Here is an 18,941-nt window from a genome sequence, read left to right on the forward strand (position 1 = left end):
GCTTATGCAGATTTGAGAGGCGGGTCGTTGTTCAGGTTAGCCGCCATAGCTCAGAGCGCATCGTGTTCGATGTTAGTGATGCAGCCGCTATCCTGCTGCGCGATCTTCATGATCAGACCGAGCAACGGAAGGCAGCGATGGACGCCTGTCTGCAGGATTGCGTGGTGAGGCCCTTCCACTAGCTCTTCGAAAAGCTTTCGTGGCAGCCGCACTTGAAGCAAAGATGCTGCGCAGCGATTAGCCCCTGCACGGGATCTCCGCCTGACATCGTCGACCGCAAGCGCCAGCTCGAAGCGGGTTTTCCGCTTAAGCGTTTTGTTCAAGTTTTGGCCGTAGATATCTCGCCAGACGGGTGATCATCCTGCCTGGGGGAAGTGCATGTTGAAAGTCTACACTTGCATTGCGACGCAGCATGATCTGCGTCTGGTCGCGCTAGCGGCCTTTATCTGCGCCCTGGCTTCCTTCACGGCCGTGAACCTCCTCCACCATGTCGGGCGCAGTGAAAGCGAGATGCGACGGATCTGGCTAGCCGTCGCCGCGGTCGCCACCGGCTTCGGCATCTGGGCGACGCATTTCATAGCTATGTTGGCCTTCCAGCCCGCCGTACCGAGCGGCTACAACATCGCCTTGACGATCATGTCGTTGCTGGCCGCGATCGCTTTGACCGGCACGGGTCTCACGATCGGCATCTCGCCACGCGTTCCACATGGACGCTGGCTCGGCGGTGCGATCGTCGGAGGCGGCATCGCGGTGATGCACTACACTGGCATGGCCGCATTCGAGATCGCGGGCCGCGTCGTGTGGGATCTGCCGCTCGTCGCCGCGTCAATCATTCTTGGCGGGCTGTTCGGCGCGGCCGCATTGCCGGTTGCCCTTCACGCCAACACGGTCAAGTGGAAGTCGCTCGGCGCCCTCGTGTTGACGGTAGCGATTTGCTGCCACCATTTCACGGCGATGGCCGCGGCTGCAATCATGCCAGACCCGCGCATTGTCATTTCCGCAACGGCGTTGCCTGCGGACTGGATGGCGGCTGGCGTAGCCATCGTTTCGATCCTCATCATCCTTTTGGCCATCATCGGCCTCGCCCTCGATGTGCGCGATCTCCGTCGCGCCGGGGAGGCTGCGCGTATGCAGGAGCTGGCCGACGCGGCCGTCGAGGGGCTGATCGTTTGTAACGAAACCGAGATCGTGGCAGCCAATCGCAGTTTCGCCGCGCTTGCCTGCGTCGACGGCTCTCAGCCAGCCGGCCGCCCGCTCGCGTCCTTCTTTCCCACGGTTTCCCAAGGCGAGTTCACGGGCACTGCACAAACGCCGCTGGAGGTGGGGCTATGCGCGACGGACGGCAGTACGGTCCCGGTTGAGCTGATCCGGCACAGCATGCTCTATGCCGGCAAGCAACACCAGGTTCTTGCCGTGCGCGATATCCGCGGGCGCAAGCGGGCGGAGGAGGAAATTCATTTCCTTGCCCACCACGATCCCTTGACCAAGCTTCCAAACCGCACGAGCTTCAACGAAAAGCTGGAGGCCGAGTTTGCGACGCATCGCGGCGCTGAGCGGTGCCTTGCCGTCCTCTTCCTCGATCTCGACCGCTTCAAGGAGATCAACGACCTCTTCGGCCATCTCGTCGGAGACGCCGTGCTGCAGTGCGTGGCCGAGAAGATCCGAGGCGTCCTTAAGCCCGGGCAGATGGTTGCGCGCCTGGGCGGCGACGAGTTCGCTGTGATTGTTCCCGGTCTGCCGAGCGCGGGCTATGCGACGCGCACTGCTGAGGCCATCCTGGACGCATTCAACGACACAGGCGGCAACCTGCCCGCCGGCGTCACCATCGGCACCAGCCTTGGCATCGCTGTATTCCCGAACGATGCACCCGATCGGGAGACGCTTTTGAGCCATGCCGATGCTGCGCTCTATGAGGCCAAAATGCAGGGGCGTGGCCTTTATTGCGTTTTTGAGCCGGCCATGGGTGAGCATCTGCGCGATCGCCGTCAGTTCGAGCACGACATCCGTCACGCGATCTCGCGCAAGGAACTCCGCCTCGTCTATCAACCGCAGGCGCAACTCGTGTCCAACGAGGTCTTCGGTTTCGAAGCGCTGCTCCGGTGGGATCATCCTGAACGCGGCGCCGTTCCGCCGGCGGTGTTCATCCCGATCGCTGAAGAGTGTGGCGCCATTCTGAAGATCGGTGAATGGGTGCTCCGGACCGCCTGCGCCGAAGCGGCAAGCTGGCAACAACCGCTGGCAATCAGCGTCAACGTTTCGGCTATGCAACTCCACGGCGGAAATTTATCCGAGCTGGTCGGGGCAGTGCTGAAAGAAACCGGTCTCGATCCGTCCCGCCTCGAGCTGGAAATTACCGAAACCTGCCTGATCAAGGATATCGGGCGGGCGCTCGCTGTCTTGCGTCAGCTCAAAAGCCTTGGGGTTCAAATCGCCATGGATGATTTTGGCACCGGATACTCGTCGCTATCGAATCTGCGGGCATTCCCGTTTGACAAGATCAAAGTCGATCAGTCTCTAGTGCGGGCGGTGGATACCAGCGATGAGGCGGCTGCCGTCATGCGTGCGGTCTTTGGCCTCGCTCGGGGCCTCAAGCTCCCGGTCCTGGCCGAGGGCGTTGAAACGGACGCGGAGCTGACCTTCCTGCGGCAAGAAGCCTGCGATGCGATCCAGGGTTACCTACTTGGCCGACCCTGCCCGATTTCCGACTTCGCTCAGCACACGATCGGCAATGGTAGGGCCGCCGCTTCCCGGCGGCTGGGGAACCACGAACTGCGCGTGATCAAGAACAGCGCGGCCTAAGCGCGTAAGCGGGTCGCACGTTGGTGGTGATAAGCTCTGGCTCCCCGGGCCGTCATTGACGCGTTGCGCTGCGCCAAGCGTGGTTCATAGTCACTGCTGTGCTGATCGAAGGCTCCGCGCCTCCGCCGGTTGCTCAGCCCGCACCACACGGCGTAACAGAAATGCTCTGATCCCTGAAAACTGGATCGTTCGAAAGCGGAGTTTTCCGCGGTAACATCCCTTGGCTGGGAGGAGCGGAAGACGATGAAGGCATCGAAGTTCTCGGACGCGCAGAAGGCGTTCATTCTGAAGCAGGGGTCGGACGGAATTCCCGTCGCGGAGATCTGTCGTCGGGCGGGGATCAGCCAGGCGACGTACTTCAACTGGAAGAAGAAATACGACGGACTGCTGCCGACCAAGATGAAGCGGCTGAAGCAGCTTGAGGACGAGAACGGCAAGCTCAGGAAGCTGGTGGCCGATCTGTCCTTGGACAAGGAGATGCTGCAGGACGTCATTCGCCGAAAACTGTGAGGCCTGGTCGCAAACGCGAGCTGGTGGCGGAGACGTGTGATGAGTGGAACGTTTCGATCCGACGGGCATGCCGGGTTCTGGAGTTCGACACGTCGACCTATCACTACAAGTCCCGCCGCCGCGCGTGTGAAGGCGAAGCTGCGGGAAGGCCGGGAGGAAGCCGTCGGCCCGAACGACGAAAGTTTCGTCCAAAGCAGCGAGTGCCGCATCGACATCCTCGGGACGGAAGCCCACGCGCTTCGCGGGCGGCGGATCGGTGGTGCCGTGGCTGCTGGCGGCGGGTGCATGGACATGCGGATAGTTGCGCCGTGACAGCCGGTGGAAGACCAAGCCGAGCGCCACCAAAATTGTCGAGTTCAGCGCCACCGGCACCAGCGGGAACAGGAAGCCGAAGCTGAGCACGGCCGGTCCGCCGAGCACGGCCGTCAGCGCCGCGGCACCGCCCGGCGGATCCAGGCTACGCGTGAATGACATGGCAGCGATTGCCAGCGCCACAGCGAGGCCCGACGCGTTCACCGGGTCCTGCACGAAAAGCGCAACCGTCACGCCGACCAGTGCCGAGATCGAATTGCCGCCGATGATAGACCAGGGCTGCGCGAGCGGGCTTGACGGCACGGCAAAGAGCAGGACGGCGGAGGCGCCCATCGGGGCCACGAGCAGCGCCACATGTGGCCCGCCGCGCCATGGCGATCCCCCTGATCACGCCGGTCAACGCAATACTGATCGTGGCCCCGATGCAGGCGAGCAGCCGCTCGCGCAGCGTCGCGCTCTTGTCAGGGCGATGACGATTTCAAGAGAAAGTAGCGGCGAGAAGTCCCCCAGTAGGCGAGCAAGCCGACTCCGCTACTGCGGCCGCCGCTGACCTGCACGGCCACGCACAGACGCATCGGCGCAGCGAATCTTCCGCCTATACGAGGAGCGGAGTTTGACAATGAATAGACGTCGGCGGAAGCCTGTATTCCCGCAGGCCCGGATGTCACGCCATTCTTGTGGCGGACGCCGTGATCACGTCTGAACAAGCAGCGTGTGTCGCCGCCCGTTCACCCTCATTTAGGCGAACAACTCCTTGCAACCGGTCTTCATCATCCAGTTCGCCCGATCGAGATGGCTTCTCGCGGCTCTCCGCGCGCGTTGCGGCTCTTCCGCCGGATTGATGCCGAGGATGACCTGCGCCATCTCCTCATAGCTGGCATCGTCGGCGGACGCATCCAGAAACCTCATGTAGGTCGTGAAGTGCTCCTTGTCGTACGCGGTCAGGCTGTCCGACCAAGGGACTTCATCTTTAAGACCTGATTCAACGTCTGGGTATTTCATCACGATATCGAGCTCCGTAAGCAACTGGTCGAAGATCTCGCTTCGATAGGCTACCCGAACCCGAGGGAATATCGCCTCAACACGACGTTCCCGATCATGCTCTGCAAGTGCCTGCCGAAGCGATGAGCGCTCCTTTTGGCGATGCAACCCGAGGTTAGGGATGAATTGCAAAAGGCTCAAGACTGTTCGGCTGGCCGTCGATTCCGGCCGACTGCTCGGCCGTTAATTTCACATAATTTCACATTTTTTAACACAGACGAAAGTCGGCCCAGAACTTACGCCGAAACGCTCGCTTAGGCAGTTGGATGCACCGTAACGGGGGCAGGCTTCCGCGCCGATTCCACATCTTTTGCCCTCCGGTCCGTCCCCCCGCCCGTCTTGACTAAGTACGAACCTACAGCCTATCTCACGATCATCTTAGCACTCCCCAATAGCGAGTGCTAACCACCCTCCGGCAACGGAGAACCTTTCAACCTGCGCACCAGGGATAGTAAAAATGGCACAGTCGAATTTGCGGCCGCTTCATGACCGCGTGGTCGTTCGCCGAGTCGAATCCGAATCCAAGACCGCCGGCGGGATCATCATACCCGACACGGCAAAGGAAAAGCCGCAGGAAGGCGAGATCATCGCCGTCGGTTCCGGCGCCCGCGACGAAGCCGGCAAGCTCGTTCCGCTGGACGTCAAGGCCGGCGACCGCATCCTGTTCGGCAAGTGGTCGGGCACCGAAGTCAAGCTCAATGGCGAAGACCTTCTGATCATGAAGGAAGCCGACATCATGGGCATCATCGGCTAACACGCCGCTGCCTTTCATCCGTACCATCCAATCTGAATTTCGGGCGAAATGCCCAGGAGTACAAAATGGCTGCCAAAGACGTAAAATTCTCCCGTGACGCCCGCGAGCGCATGCTGCGCGGTGTCAACATCCTCGCCGACGCGGTGAAGGTGACGCTCGGCCCCAAGGGCCGCAACGTCGTTATCGACAAGTCGTTCGGCGCCCCGCGCATCACCAAGGACGGCGTCACCGTCGCCAAGGAAATCGAGCTTGAAGACAAGTTCGAAAACATGGGCGCACAGATGGTCCGCGAAGTTGCTTCGAAGACCAACGACATCGCCGGTGACGGCACCACGACCGCAACCGTTCTGGCGCAGTCGATCGTCCAGGAAGGCCACAAGGCTGTTGCCGCCGGCATGAACCCGATGGACCTGAAGCGCGGCATCGACCTCGCGGTTAGCGACGTCGTCTCGACGCTGATCAAGAACGCCACGAAGATCAAGACCTCGGAAGAGGTTGCCCAGGTCGGCACAATCGCCGGCAATGGCGACGAGTCGGTCGGCAAGATGATCGCGGAAGCGATGCAGAAGGTCGGCAACGAAGGCGTCATCACGGTTGAGGAAGCCAAGACCGCCGAGACGGAACTCGAAGTCGTCGAAGGCATGCAGTTCGACCGCGGCTATCTCTCGCCCTACTTCGTCACCAACGCCGACAAGATGGTTGCCGATCTCGAGGACGCCTACATCCTGCTGCACGAGAAGAAGCTCTCCAACCTGCAGGCGATGCTGCCGGTTCTCGAAGCCGTCGTGCAGACCTCGAAGCCGCTGCTCATCATCTCGGAAGACGTCGAAGGCGAGGCCCTGGCCACGCTGGTCGTCAACAAGCTGCGTGGCGGTCTGAAGATCGCCGCCGTCAAGGCGCCGGGCTTCGGTGATCGCCGCAAGGCCATGCTGGAAGACATCGCCATCCTCACCGGTGGCCAGGTCATCTCGGAAGACCTCGGCATCAAGCTCGAGAACGTCGGCCTTGACATGCTCGGCCGCGCCAAGAAGGTGTCGATCTCCAAGGAGAACACCACCATCGTAGACGGTGCCGGCAAGAAGGAAGAGATCCAGGGCCGCGTCGCCCAGATCAAGCAGCAGATCGAGGAGACCACCTCGGACTACGACAAGGAGAAGCTGCAGGAGCGTCTCGCCAAGCTCGCGGGCGGCGTTGCGGTGATCCGCGTCGGCGGCGCGACGGAAGTCGAAGTCAAGGAAAAGAAGGACCGCGTTGACGATGCGCTGAACGCGACACGCGCAGCCGTCGAAGAAGGCATCGTTCCCGGCGGCGGCGTTGCCCTGCTGCGCGCTTCGCTGAGCATCAACGCTGTCGGCGCAAACTCCGACCAGACCGCTGGCATCAGCATCGTGCGTCGTGCGCTGCAGGCTCCGGCCCGCCAGATCGCGGCCAACGCCGGCGCGGAAGCCTCGATCGTTGCCGGCAAGATCCTCGACAACAAGGGCGCGACCTTCGGCTACAACGCCCAGACCGGCGAATATGGCGACATGATCGCCATGGGTATCGTCGACCCGGTCAAGGTCGTTCGCACGGCCTTGCAGGATGCGGCCTCGGTCGCCGGCCTGCTGGTCACCACCGAAGCCATGATCGCCGAGGCTCCGAAGAAGGAGTCGGCTGGCGGCGGCATGCCTGGCGGCATGGGCGGCGGCGGCATGGGCGGCGGCGGCTTCTGAGGTCCACGCAACTCAACAATCTCGGAAAGGGCGGCAAGCAATGCCGCCCTTTCTTCGTGTCCATTGCGCCGGTTGTCGGCGACCCGCAAGCCGGGGTAGATGCCCGCCAAGGGTTATGCTTATGTTTGGACGGATACTGCCTTTTTTCCTGGGGCTGGCCTTACTGTTGGGCAGCGGCTGCGCGCACAGCGATGATGGTACGGTGATTATTCCGAGATCGCTTGATGCCAGGCGATTCTTTGACAAAGAGCCGCCACGCCTGCAGCAGCAACAGATCGAAACCAGCGTGTTTCCGGTTGCGCCACAGGAGCCGGAGAGGCTCGAACCGCGCCGTTCGGCAAGTCAAAAGACATCAAAGAGAGTCGTATGGCGGGCCGCAAGTCCGCCGCTCTCCTCTTCCGAGCCGCACAAGGTGCTTGCCTGCAAGAACGTCAGCGAGCCCGGCAAGCGGTACCGCGTGGTTTGCGAATAGGACACTTGGTTTGGCCAGCATTCTACCCTCAGAGCGTCGCGGCGCCTTTCCGGATCAGGTTGTCCAGAGCGACGTCTCCCTTATTTCCCCATTATTCGGCAGATCGTTGCTGCGTCGCATAGTTCCTAAAACCTGCGACAGATCGGCCGTCTGCCCTGAAAATCAGGCAGTTTTTGTGTCGCATGTCTTTGTCGCAAGTGGTAATTGTCGTTGCGACATAACTTGCGACAGGAAACCCGACCATGATGATTGGCTATGCCCGGGTCTCCACCCAGGGCGAGGACGTCGACCAGCAGCGCGCGGCGCTTGGCGCGGCCGGCTGCATTCGCCTCTTTGAGGAAAAGGTTTCCGGGTCAAAGCGCGATCGGCCCGAGCTTGTGAAGCTCCTCGACCATTTGCAACCCGGCGACGTGGTGACGGTCACCAGGCTAGACCGCCTCGCCCGATCGACGCGCGACCTTCTCGACATTGCCGAGCGGATCAGGGAGGCCGAGGCCGGCTTGCGATCTTTGGCCGAGCCATGGGCCGACACGACGATGCCGGCGGGCCGCATGGTGTTGACCATGTTCGCCGGCGTTGCGGATTTCGAGCGATCCTTGATCGTGGAGCGCACCAGCGTCGGCCGGATCGCGGCCAGGGCACGTGGAGTGCGGTTCGGTCCCTCCCCTACTCTATCGGCCGACCAGGTCACGCACGCCCGTCAGCTCATCGCCCAGGACAAGCCAGTGACTGAGGTTGCACGGCTCCTGAAGGTGCATCGAGCAACCCTTTATAGGGCGCTAAATAGCGTGGAGGGATGTCCAGCCGCGCCTTTGTCGGGCGAATGAAGTCCGGTGGGATTTCAGCATTGGTTTCATGATGAAGGTTTCCAACCTGCAAAGAAAAAGGAGAGAAAATGTTCCGTTATCTAGCGCGCCGTTATGATCGTAAGCACATCCTGCGATCATTGGAACGTCAGAGGCGAATTCATGATAAGGCGATTCCATATTCTTGCGATGGTTCTGACGAATTGGCCTTCAATAAAATTTCCGAGGGCGAGGCGTTTTTCGCGCCTATATTGCCAGCCACTCCGTTAAGGGAAGAAGCTGATAGTGTTATCTTCCAATCTGATATTTCAACTGAAGACCAGGCGAACAACACGTTTGAATGCGTTGTTACGGATAGCGGATTGAAACAGCATGCGCTTGTTGTGTTCCATCATTGGTATGCTCGGAGCCGATATCCGGAGTTTTCCAAATACTTCGCTGGAAAGGGTATAACGATTATTGAAGCTACACTTCCGTATCATTTTGGGCGGGCTTCGAATGACTATTCTGAGGAAAAACTTTTCAACGCGAATTTAGGGCGCACCGTCCAGTCGATGAGACAGGCTGTTTTAGATGGCCGTAAGATTGTTCGTTGGCTTTATAGTCAGGGGTATCAGAAAATCTCGGTTGTAGGAATGTGTTTGGGTGGCACTGTTGCGGGTCTCGTTGCTGCCCAAGAGCAGAAGGTTGATAAGGCGGTTCTCATGGTATCGCCGGGAAGCCCTGCTGATCTCGTCTGGACTGCGGAGACCATGACGGCCTTACGTGGTCGTATTGAACCGTCCATGTCACTGGAAGGGCTAAGAACCGCTTGGGGTCTCATCGATCTAGAGAAGCATCTTTTCGGCCTTACACGTCCTCGTCTGGATTTGATGTTCTTGCTCGGTAAGGACGATACGGTTGCGCGCCCAGGAGGCTCTGAGCGTCTCATTGAGTTGCTGGCGAAGTGCAATCTTCCACCTGAGGTCGTGCGGCTGAATTGTGGGCACGCATCTATTGGAATGTTCCCCTACAATTTGATCGCGGCTCGGAAGGTTCTTCGTTTTTTGAAAGAAACCCCGACCCTGTCGGAGCTTTGGGAGGTTCGCGGGTTTCGCTACGACTTTAGGGAAGTTTGAGCTATTTGATGCCCCGCGCCGGATCGCGGCCAGGGCGCGCGGGATGCGGTTGGGACTGCCACCTGCCCTTTCCCCTGCCCTCCCCCGACCAGGTCGCGCATGCGCGACAGCTCATCAACGACGATATCAAGCCGGCCGAGGTCGCCCGGCTCCTGAAGGTGCATCGCGCGACCTCAGCCCTCGCAGTTCAGCTGAGAGTACAAGAGCATCTTTGGCAACTCGCCGATTGCTGATCTACAGCTCTGAACTGCACCGGGCCCATTTGTGACAATGAACGACCACCTTGCCTAAAGAGTAGTCATTCGCCGCGGCCTGCGACGCCGACGGGATAACGACAGCCGGCCCCCGGCGCTTCCCTACTGTTTCAGCCGTGTCGACTGCGATTCTCGCGCTGCAAGACGCTCAGTTTCGGCCTGTTGCCTGGACGCGACTTCACCAGATCGGGCCGCGGAATAGAGCTTGGCGGCCTCACCCAACCTGCCCTGTTCGGATTTCGGCACGGATGGATGTTCAAACGGTTTGTTCGAGGCTGTCGCACGAGCAATTTCGCGTGCGCCGTCTTCACCGAAACGTCCCTCGACCGATTTCCGAAACAGCGCAATTTCCCGTCCAATCTCGCGATCCGCTGACACCGCCTTGAACGCCTCCGCCCGCTCGCGATCATCCTTGGCCACCGCAATTTTTCCGAGCGCGGCTTTCGCCCGATCCGAAACATCCCTTACCTCCACCGCGTCAGCCTTCATCTGCTTTTCCACATCACCGCGATAGGCCTGCGCGGCCCGGTTCTCGAACTCGGCGGTCCGGACAATGTTCGGACCGATCGCCTCGGTTGCTCTATGAGCTGCCTCCCGCTCTTCACGCGCCTTAGCGCCGGCGAAGAACCCTTCCCTGCCCCGGAGTTCGCCAAGCAGCCCTTCATCCGCCGATAGACGAAGCGCAGCACTTGTCGGTCCGTCCCGCGCGATAATGTCATCGAGACGCTGGGTTGCCGCTTTCGGATCACGGTAGGCGGTCTCCAGATAGATCGGGCGAGCGTCGCGCTCGCGCTGTACATCCGCATCGCGACTGACAGCAGCAGCGATGCTTCGTTCGTCGAGCGCTCGCCCAAGGCTGTCGCGGCGATTGCCACCAGCATTCACATCCTGGAATGCAGCTATCAGCACCCTCACGTCCGCTGGCCGGTCGGCCGTGGTGCCGGGCGATCCCTCTTCATTTCTGGCGCCTGGAACAGACTGCCGAGTTTCGGTTTTGCCTGCGACGGCCCGATCATCGGCTGGCCCACGACGATCGCTGTTTCCTGCCTTTTTTGACTTCTGCGCCACGACGGGCTCAGGCGTTGCGCCTTGATGCTCAGTACCCTGGCGCTGATTCTCCGCGTCCCCTGCGATTGCGCCGGCCTGCATTTCCGGTGTGCGCGGATCTGTCCGAAGCGTACCCGCGCGTGCCTCTTCGACAACTGAAGCCATCGGCTGCTGCTCCTTTTCCCGGCCATCCTGAACTTGCCCAACATGCAACGCCGGCCGAGCATTCTCCGCCGCCCGTCCCTCGTCCAGCTTCGCCCGTTGTTCCGCGCTCAGTTCATCGCGCGTCGCATAGGCCACCGACGCCGCCTTGATCTCGTTGCGGCCGATCTGGCGGGCGAGCTGCCGCAAATCCCGCGCAGTCTGCGTCGCCACGAAGATCGTCGCGCTCTCACGCTGCCTCGTCAGCGCGACATAGCTCGACGCCGCCCGCCAGTGATGCGTGTGCATGAGATAGGTATGATCGAGCGTCTTGCCCTGGCCCTTGTAGATGGTGCCGGCATAGCCGTGCCGGAATCCAGAAAACTCCGACGCATACCATTCGACCTTGCGCCCTTCACGGCCTGCCGCCGCATCGAGCACGACACCGATGCGGCCAAAGTTCCGGTCAATGTTGGTGATCACGCCGGCGTTGCCGTTGTAGATGCCAGCGCCTTTCAGCGTATCCGTGAACTGCACCCGGTCGCCGACCGCGAACGCGGCCTCGCCATGCTTGGTGGTAAACACAAAATCCTCGCCGAGTTCACCACGCTCGCGACGCACCGCGCGCAAATCCTTGTTCAGCGCATCGACATCCTTGTTGGTGTAGGCGAACACGAACCGCGATGCCGACGGATTGGAAGCAGCATCCTTGGCCCATCGCTCGACCAGTTTTTCTCGCAATTCATCCTGCTTCGACGTCCATACCACCGCCTTGTTTCTGGCAAAGGCCCGCAGCGCGTCTTCGAAGCGACCGTCCGAAAGATCGTGCGCCGCCTCTCTCTGCCAGTCGACCTTCTGGCGGGTGATCTGGGTGATCTCGGCCGAGCCGTGGTCTTTTTTCAGTTCGGTGAACAGCCCGCCGCGCTCGATCGAGCCGAGCTGCCGGTCGTCGCCGGCCAGCACAACCTTGGCGCCCGACAACCGGGCTTCGCGCAACACCTCGCCGGTCACCTTGGCGTCCATCATCGCCGCCTCGTCGACCACGACCAAAGTGCGCCGGTCCCACTGCGCGCGTCCGTTCTTCAGCCGGAACAGCTCGGCATGAACGGTTGATGAGCGCGCAAAGCCATCCTCCTTCATCGTCTGCGCCACGGCATTTGTCGGCGCCAGGCCGACAACCCGGTAACCCGCCGCCTCATGCGCCTCCCGAATGGAGCCAAGCGCAAAACTCTTTCCCGTACCGGCCCGCCCTTCGATTATTTTTAGCCCGCCGGACCCAGTCGCATGATCGAACGCGGCAAGCTGATCCGCACGTAGCTCCCGCGCTGACATCACACGGTCCCGATCCCCAACGCCGATAGCGCGATGCCCGCCTCCTGCCACGCGCCGTCCATCGGCAAGCGCCAAAATCTCCTGGTCGCGCACCGCCCGCGTTGTCCAGCGCCCTGCACGCTCGCCTGTCTCCCGGTCATGCAGCGCCAGCACATCGTCAAGCCCGAGCACTTTGCCCTTCACATCCGCGCGTTCGCCCTCGTCTTGAATGTGCTTTTTCAGATGCCGGTCGAGATCGTATTCGGAAAAACTCGCCTGGTTGCGCGTCAAGACAGCCAGCACATGTTCGGGATCGCGCGCCGCTTCTTCGTTCGCTCGCCTGATCTGCTCGGCCAGGACATTCGCTTCCGCGCCCGGCGTGCGCATGCGGATCGGTCCGATATGTTCCTGTGGCACCGCGCTCGTTGCATCGACGCGGATCGAAAGCCCCTGCTCGGCAAAGTACCCGTTCTGATGATCGCGCCACAATTGCCCCCAGGCCTCGCCCTCGGCGACAATCGCGCGGCCGCCGCCCCGCTTGATCACCGGATCGAGATCGCGCGCTTTTTTTGCTGCGAACCCGTTCTCGTCCAGCCGCCGTGTCGTGATCAACAAATGCGCATGATGATTGGCCCGCTCGCCCTCGCTCTCCGCCCCGTGCGGCGCATGGACGTCTAGCTGGACCGCGAGCCCCTTCGAGACAAAATGCTCCAGCGCGAAGGACCGCGCCAGTTCGACGCGATCGTCATGACCAAGCTCTTGATTGGCTGGCAGCGCCAACACGAGCTCACGCGCCAATTGCGCGTCCTTGCGCTTTTCCATGGCCTCGGCCGCGTTCCACAGCGCATCGCTCGATGCCCGTTCCGCCGGCGCGCCATCCGGCAAAAGCACCTCGTGATGGTCCGGCGCCTCGCGGTGCTTGAAGTAAAACACCTCCCCCGTCCGCTGCGCCTTGATCGCCTCGCGGCCGTTATAGGCGGCCGAGCGCACCGCGCTGCCGCCGTCAGAGCGGGAGATGTAGCGGGCACGGGCGAAAGCGATGGCCATTGCCGCAGGATGCCATCACCGGCGGCCCGACGCAAGCAAGCATTCGAAGAATGCATATTGCGTCTGGACAAATCGAGAGGGCCTGCCATGGACACACCCGTGGCAACGTGGCAGAACTCGGAACTGCGGAAGCTGCGTGGGGCGCCGGTTGCAGCCCACAGCGCGTACAAAAGGGGGTTGCAGAGCCTGGCTTCGGCTGGCAAAATCCGGTCGGGCTTGGTGGACGGAGAAAATACGGAGAGTCTCCTCATGGCCCGCACCTCACTTGCCGAACGCATGAGCCGCCTGGAGCAGCAGCGGGCGAAACTCGCCCAGCAGGAGGCAAAACTCAAGGCGGACGAACGCAAGCAGCGCACCCGCCGCCTCGTCGAAGCCGGGACCCTCATCGAGCGCGCCGGATTATTGGACCTGGAGGAAACCGCCCTTTATGGTGCGTTGTTGTCGCTTGCTGCTGACGCAGGCGACAGGGCAAAAATCGCCGGGTGGACGAAGGCTGGCAAAACCGCGCTCGATCAGGCTACGGTCGGCAAGAACGCAACAACCGAACCGTTGATCGTCATCTTCCCTGCACCGCTGCCGACCCCATTCGCGACCCGCCTGCGCGGCGCCGGCCTGCGCTGGAACAAAGTCATGCAGCACTGGGAAGGGCTGGCGGATCACGACGTCGTCGCAGCACTTGCCGCGGAACAGAGCGGCAGCGTGCGGCGCGTTCATTCCGCGGCAGAGTCCGATCGCGAGCGCAACACAAAATCTTGATCCGAACGGCCATTGGCACTGACGCGGGGGGCAAAAAATGTTCGGGCGGCTGTCCTACGATCTCGTCAAGACACTATTCAAGGCAGCCGTCGCCATCCTGCCGCTCGTCATCTGGTACCCGGCCTGGCGCTACGCGCATGCACTGTGGGGCGACGCCTTGCTCGACTGGTATCGGACTGGTCTGTCGCCGGCATCGGTGATCTACAGACTTGGTTACGCGGCATGGCCATCGATCGCGCTGTTCGGACCGGCCATCACAATGGCGGCGGCTCTCCTGGCGGATTCAAGCGGTCGTCGCAACACCGATTGTGTTCACTCGCGACAGCAACTCGTCAAGCGCTTCTGCGGGTGTTTTCCATCCCAGAGTTTTTCTCGGTCGGGCATTGAGGGCCACGGCCACGGCGGCGATCTCGTCGGCGCTGTGGACGCTCAGGTCGGTGCCTTTCGGGAAGTACTGACGCAGCAGTCCATTGGTGTTCTCGTTGGTGCCACGCTGCCATGGGCTTTGCGGATCGCAGAAGTAGACTTGGACACCCGCGTCGATCTTGAGACGATCATGCTGAGCCATTTCGGCTCCCTGATCCCAGGTCAGCGAACGCCGCAACTCTTCGGGCAAGGTGATGATGGTGCGCGTAATCGCGTCACGCACGGCTTCAGCTCCGTGTCCCGCGAGAGCAGGGCCATTCTTCATGCGCGGAGCTTCGCCATGCCCCGCAAGTCGCAGGGCTGTCCGGGGAAAGTTATTCATAAATGAAGGCCATCTGATTGGGAGAGGCTCGGTCCCTTGGTCGGCTTGGATTGACCGGTGGCGGCTTATCGATGGTGTGCAGTTTCCGCCGCCCGAACAAGTATTGAGCGACCAGTTCTGTGAACCTCAAGATAGGAATAGTGACGCGGCGGGTGCGCGCGACAATGCGCAGCAGCGCAAAGGCGATCATTGCGGCAAAGAGTTGCAGGCGGATTGCATTGCCGTTGTTGCCGAGGAACTTGCGGATCTTGAGGTGCTGCTTGATCCATCGGAACAGAAGCTCGATGTGCCAGCGGCCTTTGTAAAGCCGTCCAATCTCGACGGCAGAGCGCTCCAGATCGTTGGTCAAAAGCGTGATGGTGTCGCCCGTTTCGCGCTGAACGCGCAGGCGACGCAGCCGCATCGGCAGCTTGCAAGCAGCCTTGCTGACCAAGCTTACCTCACTGTCTTCCACAACCAGGAAGCCGTCGCCCTGCGGCTCGGCTATAGGGCGATCACGCAGCAGCGCCAGCCTCATGTTGGATTTGGGCCGCGTCACGAAGATCGATCCGGCTTCGGCGATCGCCGTCCACCAGCCATAATGGCAGTAGCCCTTGTCGAACACGTAGGTCGCTCCAGCTTCGATCGTGATCTGGCGACCGACCTGGGCGTCGTTGACGTTGGCGTCGGTGATGTCGAGGACGCGCGGACAGTCGGTCTTCGGGTCATAGACGACATGCACCTTCATGCCGCGAATGCGCCCGTTCGACTTGGCCCAATCGCACAGTTTGCCGAGCGGAATGGGGGTCGAGTCGATCAGCCGCAGCATTGCTTCGCCCTCGCGCCGCATTTGCCTGTCGAGCAGGTTCGCCACCAGACCGAACGCCTCGGCAAAGATGGCGACCGGACGCCGTCTGTTGGCATCCGACAAGGTCGAACGCATCAACGGACCGCTGCCCAGGTGATAATGATGCTGGCTGTTGGCGTTCCAGCCGGCTTCCAGGCCACGCAAGCTGCTGCTGCCGCAGAACTGGGCATAGATCAGCGCCACCAGATGATCCCAGCTTCTGAACGATTTGTCGTACGCATCCCCGTCGTGGCGATCCACAATTGCTTGGAATTGACGCCGATCGATGGGTTCAAGAAGCTGCCCGAAGATGCTAGGTGCAAAGCGCATGCCCCGTTCCTTTTCTGAGTCTCGACAACCAGAGAAAAGACGGACAAACCCCGTTTTACGGGGCATGCACATGTGGCATTTCGATTCACTCAAAACTTTCCCCGGACAGCCCTGCAAGTCGGGGAAGATGCAGCAACATCGTGAAGCGCGTCGTACGCTCAACCAGCGTGCCGATCGCCGAGCTGCCAAGACCAAGGATGAGGTCTCCCTCCCAGTGACCCGGCACCGCGCGATCGACCGCTTCGGCGGGGCGTTGACTGATCATGATCTCCGGCGAGACAAAGCTCTTGCCTCGCCCGCGTACGCGCGCCCTGGGGACCCGCAACACGCGCCCCGTTCTCAAGCAGGCCGACAGTTCGCGGCGTAGCGCTCCCCGGCCCTGAACAAAAAGGGCCTGATAGATGGCTTCGTGGCTGATGCGCATCGTCTCGTCGTCCGGGAAGTCGATCGGCAAGCGTCGGGCAATCTGTTCCGGGCTCCAGGCCGTGGCCCACCGCCGATTCTTTCGCGGGCCATGCCGGCGGCCCTTCCACGAAACGGCGGGACCCGGAACGGGAGCGCCGCTCGGAGTCATGACGACGCCGGCCAGTCTCTGCTCAACATAAGTGCGCAAGGTCGTGTTGAGCGCAAGCTTGGTCGGTTTGGGTCGACGGGCCGATCGCTCGGCATGCCATTGGGCTGTCGATGCACGATACTCCAGGCCACCGCTGCGCGTCGCGGCATTGCGTCGTAGCTCGCGGGAGATGGTTGAGGCGGATCGGCCAAGTTGGCGACCGATCTCGCGTCTCGAAAGGCCTTGAACGCGAAGTAGTGCGATCTCCTCACGTTCCACAAACGAGAGGTACCGCCCGGACGGCGGCTTGCTCGAAGATCTGAACATCGCTGGTGCCATGCCACCCGCCTGTCGGAACAATCTGGTTCCAACAGGCTGCGACATACCAGCAGCCAGCGCAGCATCTTCGCTTGTCATTCCTTGCGCGATCCCCAACCAGAATCGCTGGAGTTCAGATCTCTCCGCCACTGGCGGACGTCCCGGTGACGGCAACGGCGCTCGTCCAGAACGGTGTGATCGTCGCTTTTGGATGCCCATCGCAACCTCCTTCGTTTAGGTGTTGCGACGACCGCTTGAATCCGCCCCTGCTGCGCCGATCCGGCATGGTGCTGCCCCTCACTGCCATCGCCGGCGTGTTGGGCATGGCCGCCGCAACGGTTTTCACTGTCTGGCCGGAAGCGACACGACTGCTCGAGCTGAGGCCGACCTATCCCTGGCTCGCCATTTTGAATACGGCGGATATGTCCGTCTTCTACGCCGCCGTCATCGGCTTTCTCGCCACCGTCGCAGGCATCAGGATGCTGATGGGCAAATCACTGCGCGCCCACGACGTCAAACCGGTCGAGCGCGCATCGTCCGACATTTTTGGCCACGCCGACTGGATGGACATTCGCGAAGCGCAAAATCTCTTTGGCGGCGCCAACAGGTCACCGGGCACAAAAGATCTTGGCGGCGTCGTCGTCGGCGAAGCCTACCGCGTCGATCAGGATGCGCCCGCGCGGCGGGGGCAAAAGTTTGATCCGCGCGAACCAAAAAGCTGGGGCAAGGGCGGCAAGTCGCCTCTGCTCACTTTCGACCTCTCCTGGGGCGGCACCCATGGCCTCGTCTTCGCCGGCTCGGGCGCCTATAAAACCGTGTCCGTCTGCGTGCCGACGCTGCTCACCTGGCGTGGCCCGATCGTCACCCTCGATCCCTCCGCCGAGCTGGCGCCGATGCTCACTGGCGCGCGTACGGCGATGGGCCGGCGCGGCGTATCAATCGATCCGATGAAGGGCACCGGAGCCTTCAATGCGCTCGACTGGCTGGAAAAAGGGTCGCCGCTCATCGACGGCGACATCCGCTCGGTCGTCGACTGGATTTGTGGGGAGAAAGTGTCAGCCACCCGTGACGCGCCGCACGGCGCCTCCGGCAAGGCCTTTTTCGAGGGCCGTGGCAAGGCCATTGTCGAGGCCCTGCTTTCCGACATCGTGTTCGACAAAAACCTGTCGGACGACCGACGCAACCTCGTCACGCTGGCGGAACGCCTCGCTCTGCCGGAGCAGAAAATGCGCGAAGAACTGGCGCGCATTTTTGAACACTCCTCCTCGCATCGCGCCCGCCATCTCGCCGGCCAGCTGATGGGACTGGTCGCAGAAACCTTTTCCGGTGTTTACGGCAACATGAGCGAGCAGACCGAATGGCTCGCCAATCCCGCCTATGCGAAACTGGTGTCGGGCAACAGTTTTCGCACTGGCGATCTCGTTTCCGGCAATCTCGATCTCTTTATCAACATCCCGATGAAGGTGCTGGAATCGACGCCGGCGCTCGCCCGCGTCGTTGTCGGCGCGCTGCTGAATGCCGTCTATGAGGCCGACGGCGTCTTGCCCGGCGGACGTGTCGTCTTCCTGCTCGATGAGGTCGCACGCCTCGGTTACATGACCTCACTGGCCCGCGCCCGCGATGCCGGCCGCAAATACGGCATTACACTGGTCATGCTCTATCAGTCCGAGGGACAACTGCGCGAGCAGTGGGGCGACGGCGGCAAGAGCGCCTGGTTCGAAAGTGCCTCCTGGCGATCCTATGCGGCGATCGGCTCGCTCGAACAGGCTCGCGTTGTCTCCGAGGCGCTGGGCGAACACGGCGTGGTGTTGAGCTCGGCGACAACAAATCGCGGAAAAAGCGCAAGACCGCTCGAGATCGGGACCGCCTCGACTGGCGCGTCGGAACAGAGATCCGAACGCGGCCGAAGGCTGGCGACCGTCTCAGAAATCCTCGCCGACGCCCGGGCCGACGAGCAGTTCGTTTTCGTCCAGGGCAGACAACCGCTGCGCTGCGGCCGCGCCATCTATTTCCGCAGACCCGAAATGGTCGCTAAGGTCGCGCAGAACCGTTTCGCGCCCCAGGCTCAGTCGGGTTGAGGCGGCAA

11 protein-coding genes and 4 pseudogenes are annotated in these 18,941 nt (G+C 61.6%); 9 read left to right on the top strand and 6 right to left on the bottom strand.

What is annotated here, in order from left to right; all coding sequences use genetic code 11:
* Positions 1 to 378 precede the first annotated feature (378 nt).
* Positions 379 to 2,799: a bifunctional diguanylate cyclase/phosphodiesterase gene (locus JG739_RS33445; RefSeq protein ID WP_199202844.1), complete on the top strand. Its 2,421-nt coding sequence runs from the start codon at positions 379 to 381 to the stop codon at positions 2,797 to 2,799.
* 243 nt (positions 2,800 to 3,042) lie between these two features.
* Positions 3,043 to 3,428, top strand: a pseudogene (locus JG739_RS33450) (transposase); the annotation flags it as partial.
* Here JG739_RS33450 and JG739_RS33455 read toward each other — a convergent pair.
* Both JG739_RS33455 and JG739_RS33460 read right to left on the bottom strand, forming a co-directional pair.
* A pseudogene (locus JG739_RS33455) lies at positions 3,409 to 3,994 on the bottom strand (HPP family protein); the annotation flags it as partial. The pseudogenes JG739_RS33450 and JG739_RS33455 overlap by 20 nt on opposite strands.
* Positions 3,995 to 4,359: 365 nt before the next feature.
* Positions 4,360 to 4,623: a DNA -binding domain-containing protein gene (locus tag JG739_RS33460; RefSeq protein ID WP_199202984.1), complete on the bottom strand. Its 264-nt coding sequence runs from the start codon at positions 4,621 to 4,623 to the stop codon at positions 4,360 to 4,362.
* Between the two features lie 496 nt (positions 4,624 to 5,119).
* Between JG739_RS33460 and groES the strand changes: the two genes are divergently transcribed.
* The 5 genes from groES to JG739_RS33485 all read left to right on the top strand — a co-directional run bounded on the left by groES (position 5,120) and on the right by JG739_RS33485 (position 9,524).
* Entirely contained in the window at positions 5,120 to 5,416 is a 297-nt protein-coding gene (groES, locus tag JG739_RS33465; protein WP_010913529.1) for a co-chaperone GroES, read from the top strand.
* Between the two features lie 65 nt (positions 5,417 to 5,481).
* Entirely contained in the window at positions 5,482 to 7,128 is a 1,647-nt protein-coding gene (gene groL / locus JG739_RS33470; RefSeq protein WP_199202845.1) for a chaperonin GroEL, read from the top strand.
* 121 nt (positions 7,129 to 7,249) lie between these two features.
* Positions 7,250 to 7,600: a hypothetical protein gene (locus JG739_RS33475; RefSeq protein ID WP_199202846.1), complete on the top strand. Its 351-nt coding sequence runs from the start codon at positions 7,250 to 7,252 to the stop codon at positions 7,598 to 7,600.
* Between the two features lie 242 nt (positions 7,601 to 7,842).
* Positions 7,843 to 8,427 carry a recombinase family protein gene (locus JG739_RS33480; RefSeq protein ID WP_199202847.1) on the top strand — a complete coding sequence of 195 codons (585 nt, stop codon included), beginning with the start codon at positions 7,843 to 7,845 and terminating at the stop codon, positions 8,425 to 8,427.
* Between the two features lie 68 nt (positions 8,428 to 8,495).
* The gene (locus JG739_RS33485; RefSeq protein ID WP_199202848.1) at positions 8,496 to 9,524 is read left to right on the top strand and encodes an alpha/beta hydrolase family protein; all 1,029 of its coding nucleotides are present in this window, start codon (positions 8,496 to 8,498) and stop codon (positions 9,522 to 9,524) included.
* 356 nt (positions 9,525 to 9,880) lie between these two features.
* On the opposite strand, the gene JG739_RS33490 is transcribed toward JG739_RS33485, so the two are convergent.
* The gene (locus tag JG739_RS33490; RefSeq protein WP_199202849.1) at positions 9,881 to 13,324 is read right to left on the bottom strand and encodes an AAA family ATPase; all 3,444 of its coding nucleotides are present in this window, start codon (positions 13,322 to 13,324) and stop codon (positions 9,881 to 9,883) included.
* A gap of 249 nt (positions 13,325 to 13,573) precedes the next feature.
* Between JG739_RS33490 and JG739_RS33495 the strand changes: the two genes are divergently transcribed.
* Positions 13,574 to 14,080, top strand: coding sequence for a conjugal transfer protein TraD (locus JG739_RS33495; RefSeq protein WP_199202985.1), 507 nt, complete (start codon positions 13,574 to 13,576; stop codon positions 14,078 to 14,080).
* A gap of 283 nt (positions 14,081 to 14,363) precedes the next feature.
* Here the strand turns inward: JG739_RS33495 and JG739_RS33505 are convergent.
* The 3 genes and pseudogenes from JG739_RS33505 to JG739_RS33515 all read right to left on the bottom strand — a co-directional run.
* Positions 14,364 to 14,792, bottom strand: a pseudogene (locus JG739_RS33505) (IS30 family transposase); the annotation flags it as partial.
* A gap of 28 nt (positions 14,793 to 14,820) precedes the next feature.
* Entirely contained in the window at positions 14,821 to 15,984 is a 1,164-nt protein-coding gene (locus tag JG739_RS33510; RefSeq protein WP_199202850.1) for an IS4 family transposase, read from the bottom strand.
* Between the two features lie 109 nt (positions 15,985 to 16,093).
* Positions 16,094 to 17,074 (bottom strand): annotated as a pseudogene (locus JG739_RS33515) (IS30 family transposase); the annotation flags it as partial.
* A gap of 35 nt (positions 17,075 to 17,109) precedes the next feature.
* Between JG739_RS33515 and JG739_RS33520 the strand changes: the two are divergent.
* Complete coding sequence (locus JG739_RS33520) at positions 17,110 to 18,933, top strand: type IV secretory system conjugative DNA transfer family protein (RefSeq protein WP_244750029.1); 1,824 nt, start codon at positions 17,110 to 17,112, stop codon at positions 18,931 to 18,933.
* Positions 18,934 to 18,941 lie beyond the last annotated feature (8 nt).

Origin of the sequence: Mesorhizobium sp. L-2-11 (assembly GCF_016756595.1) — a bacterium.
Classification (GTDB): Bacteria; Pseudomonadota; Alphaproteobacteria; order Rhizobiales; family Rhizobiaceae; genus Mesorhizobium.

Coding starts and splice junctions, on each gene's coding strand:
- JG739_RS33445 (WP_199202844.1), top strand. CDS start 379: ATGTTGAAAGTCTACACTTGCATTGCGACGCAGCATGATCTGCGTCTG.
- JG739_RS33460 (WP_199202984.1), bottom strand. CDS start 4,623: ATGAAATACCCAGACGTTGAATCAGGTCTTAAAGATGAAGTCCCTTGG.
- groES (WP_010913529.1), top strand. CDS start 5,120: ATGGCACAGTCGAATTTGCGGCCGCTTCATGACCGCGTGGTCGTTCGC.
- groL (WP_199202845.1), top strand. CDS start 5,482: ATGGCTGCCAAAGACGTAAAATTCTCCCGTGACGCCCGCGAGCGCATG.
- JG739_RS33475 (WP_199202846.1), top strand. CDS start 7,250: ATGTTTGGACGGATACTGCCTTTTTTCCTGGGGCTGGCCTTACTGTTG.
- JG739_RS33480 (WP_199202847.1), top strand. CDS start 7,843: ATGATGATTGGCTATGCCCGGGTCTCCACCCAGGGCGAGGACGTCGAC.
- JG739_RS33485 (WP_199202848.1), top strand. CDS start 8,496: ATGTTCCGTTATCTAGCGCGCCGTTATGATCGTAAGCACATCCTGCGA.
- JG739_RS33490 (WP_199202849.1), bottom strand. CDS start 13,324: ATGGCCATCGCTTTCGCCCGTGCCCGCTACATCTCCCGCTCTGACGGC.
- JG739_RS33495 (WP_199202985.1), top strand. CDS start 13,574: ATGGCCCGCACCTCACTTGCCGAACGCATGAGCCGCCTGGAGCAGCAG.
- JG739_RS33510 (WP_199202850.1), bottom strand. CDS start 15,984: ATGCGCTTTGCACCTAGCATCTTCGGGCAGCTTCTTGAACCCATCGAT.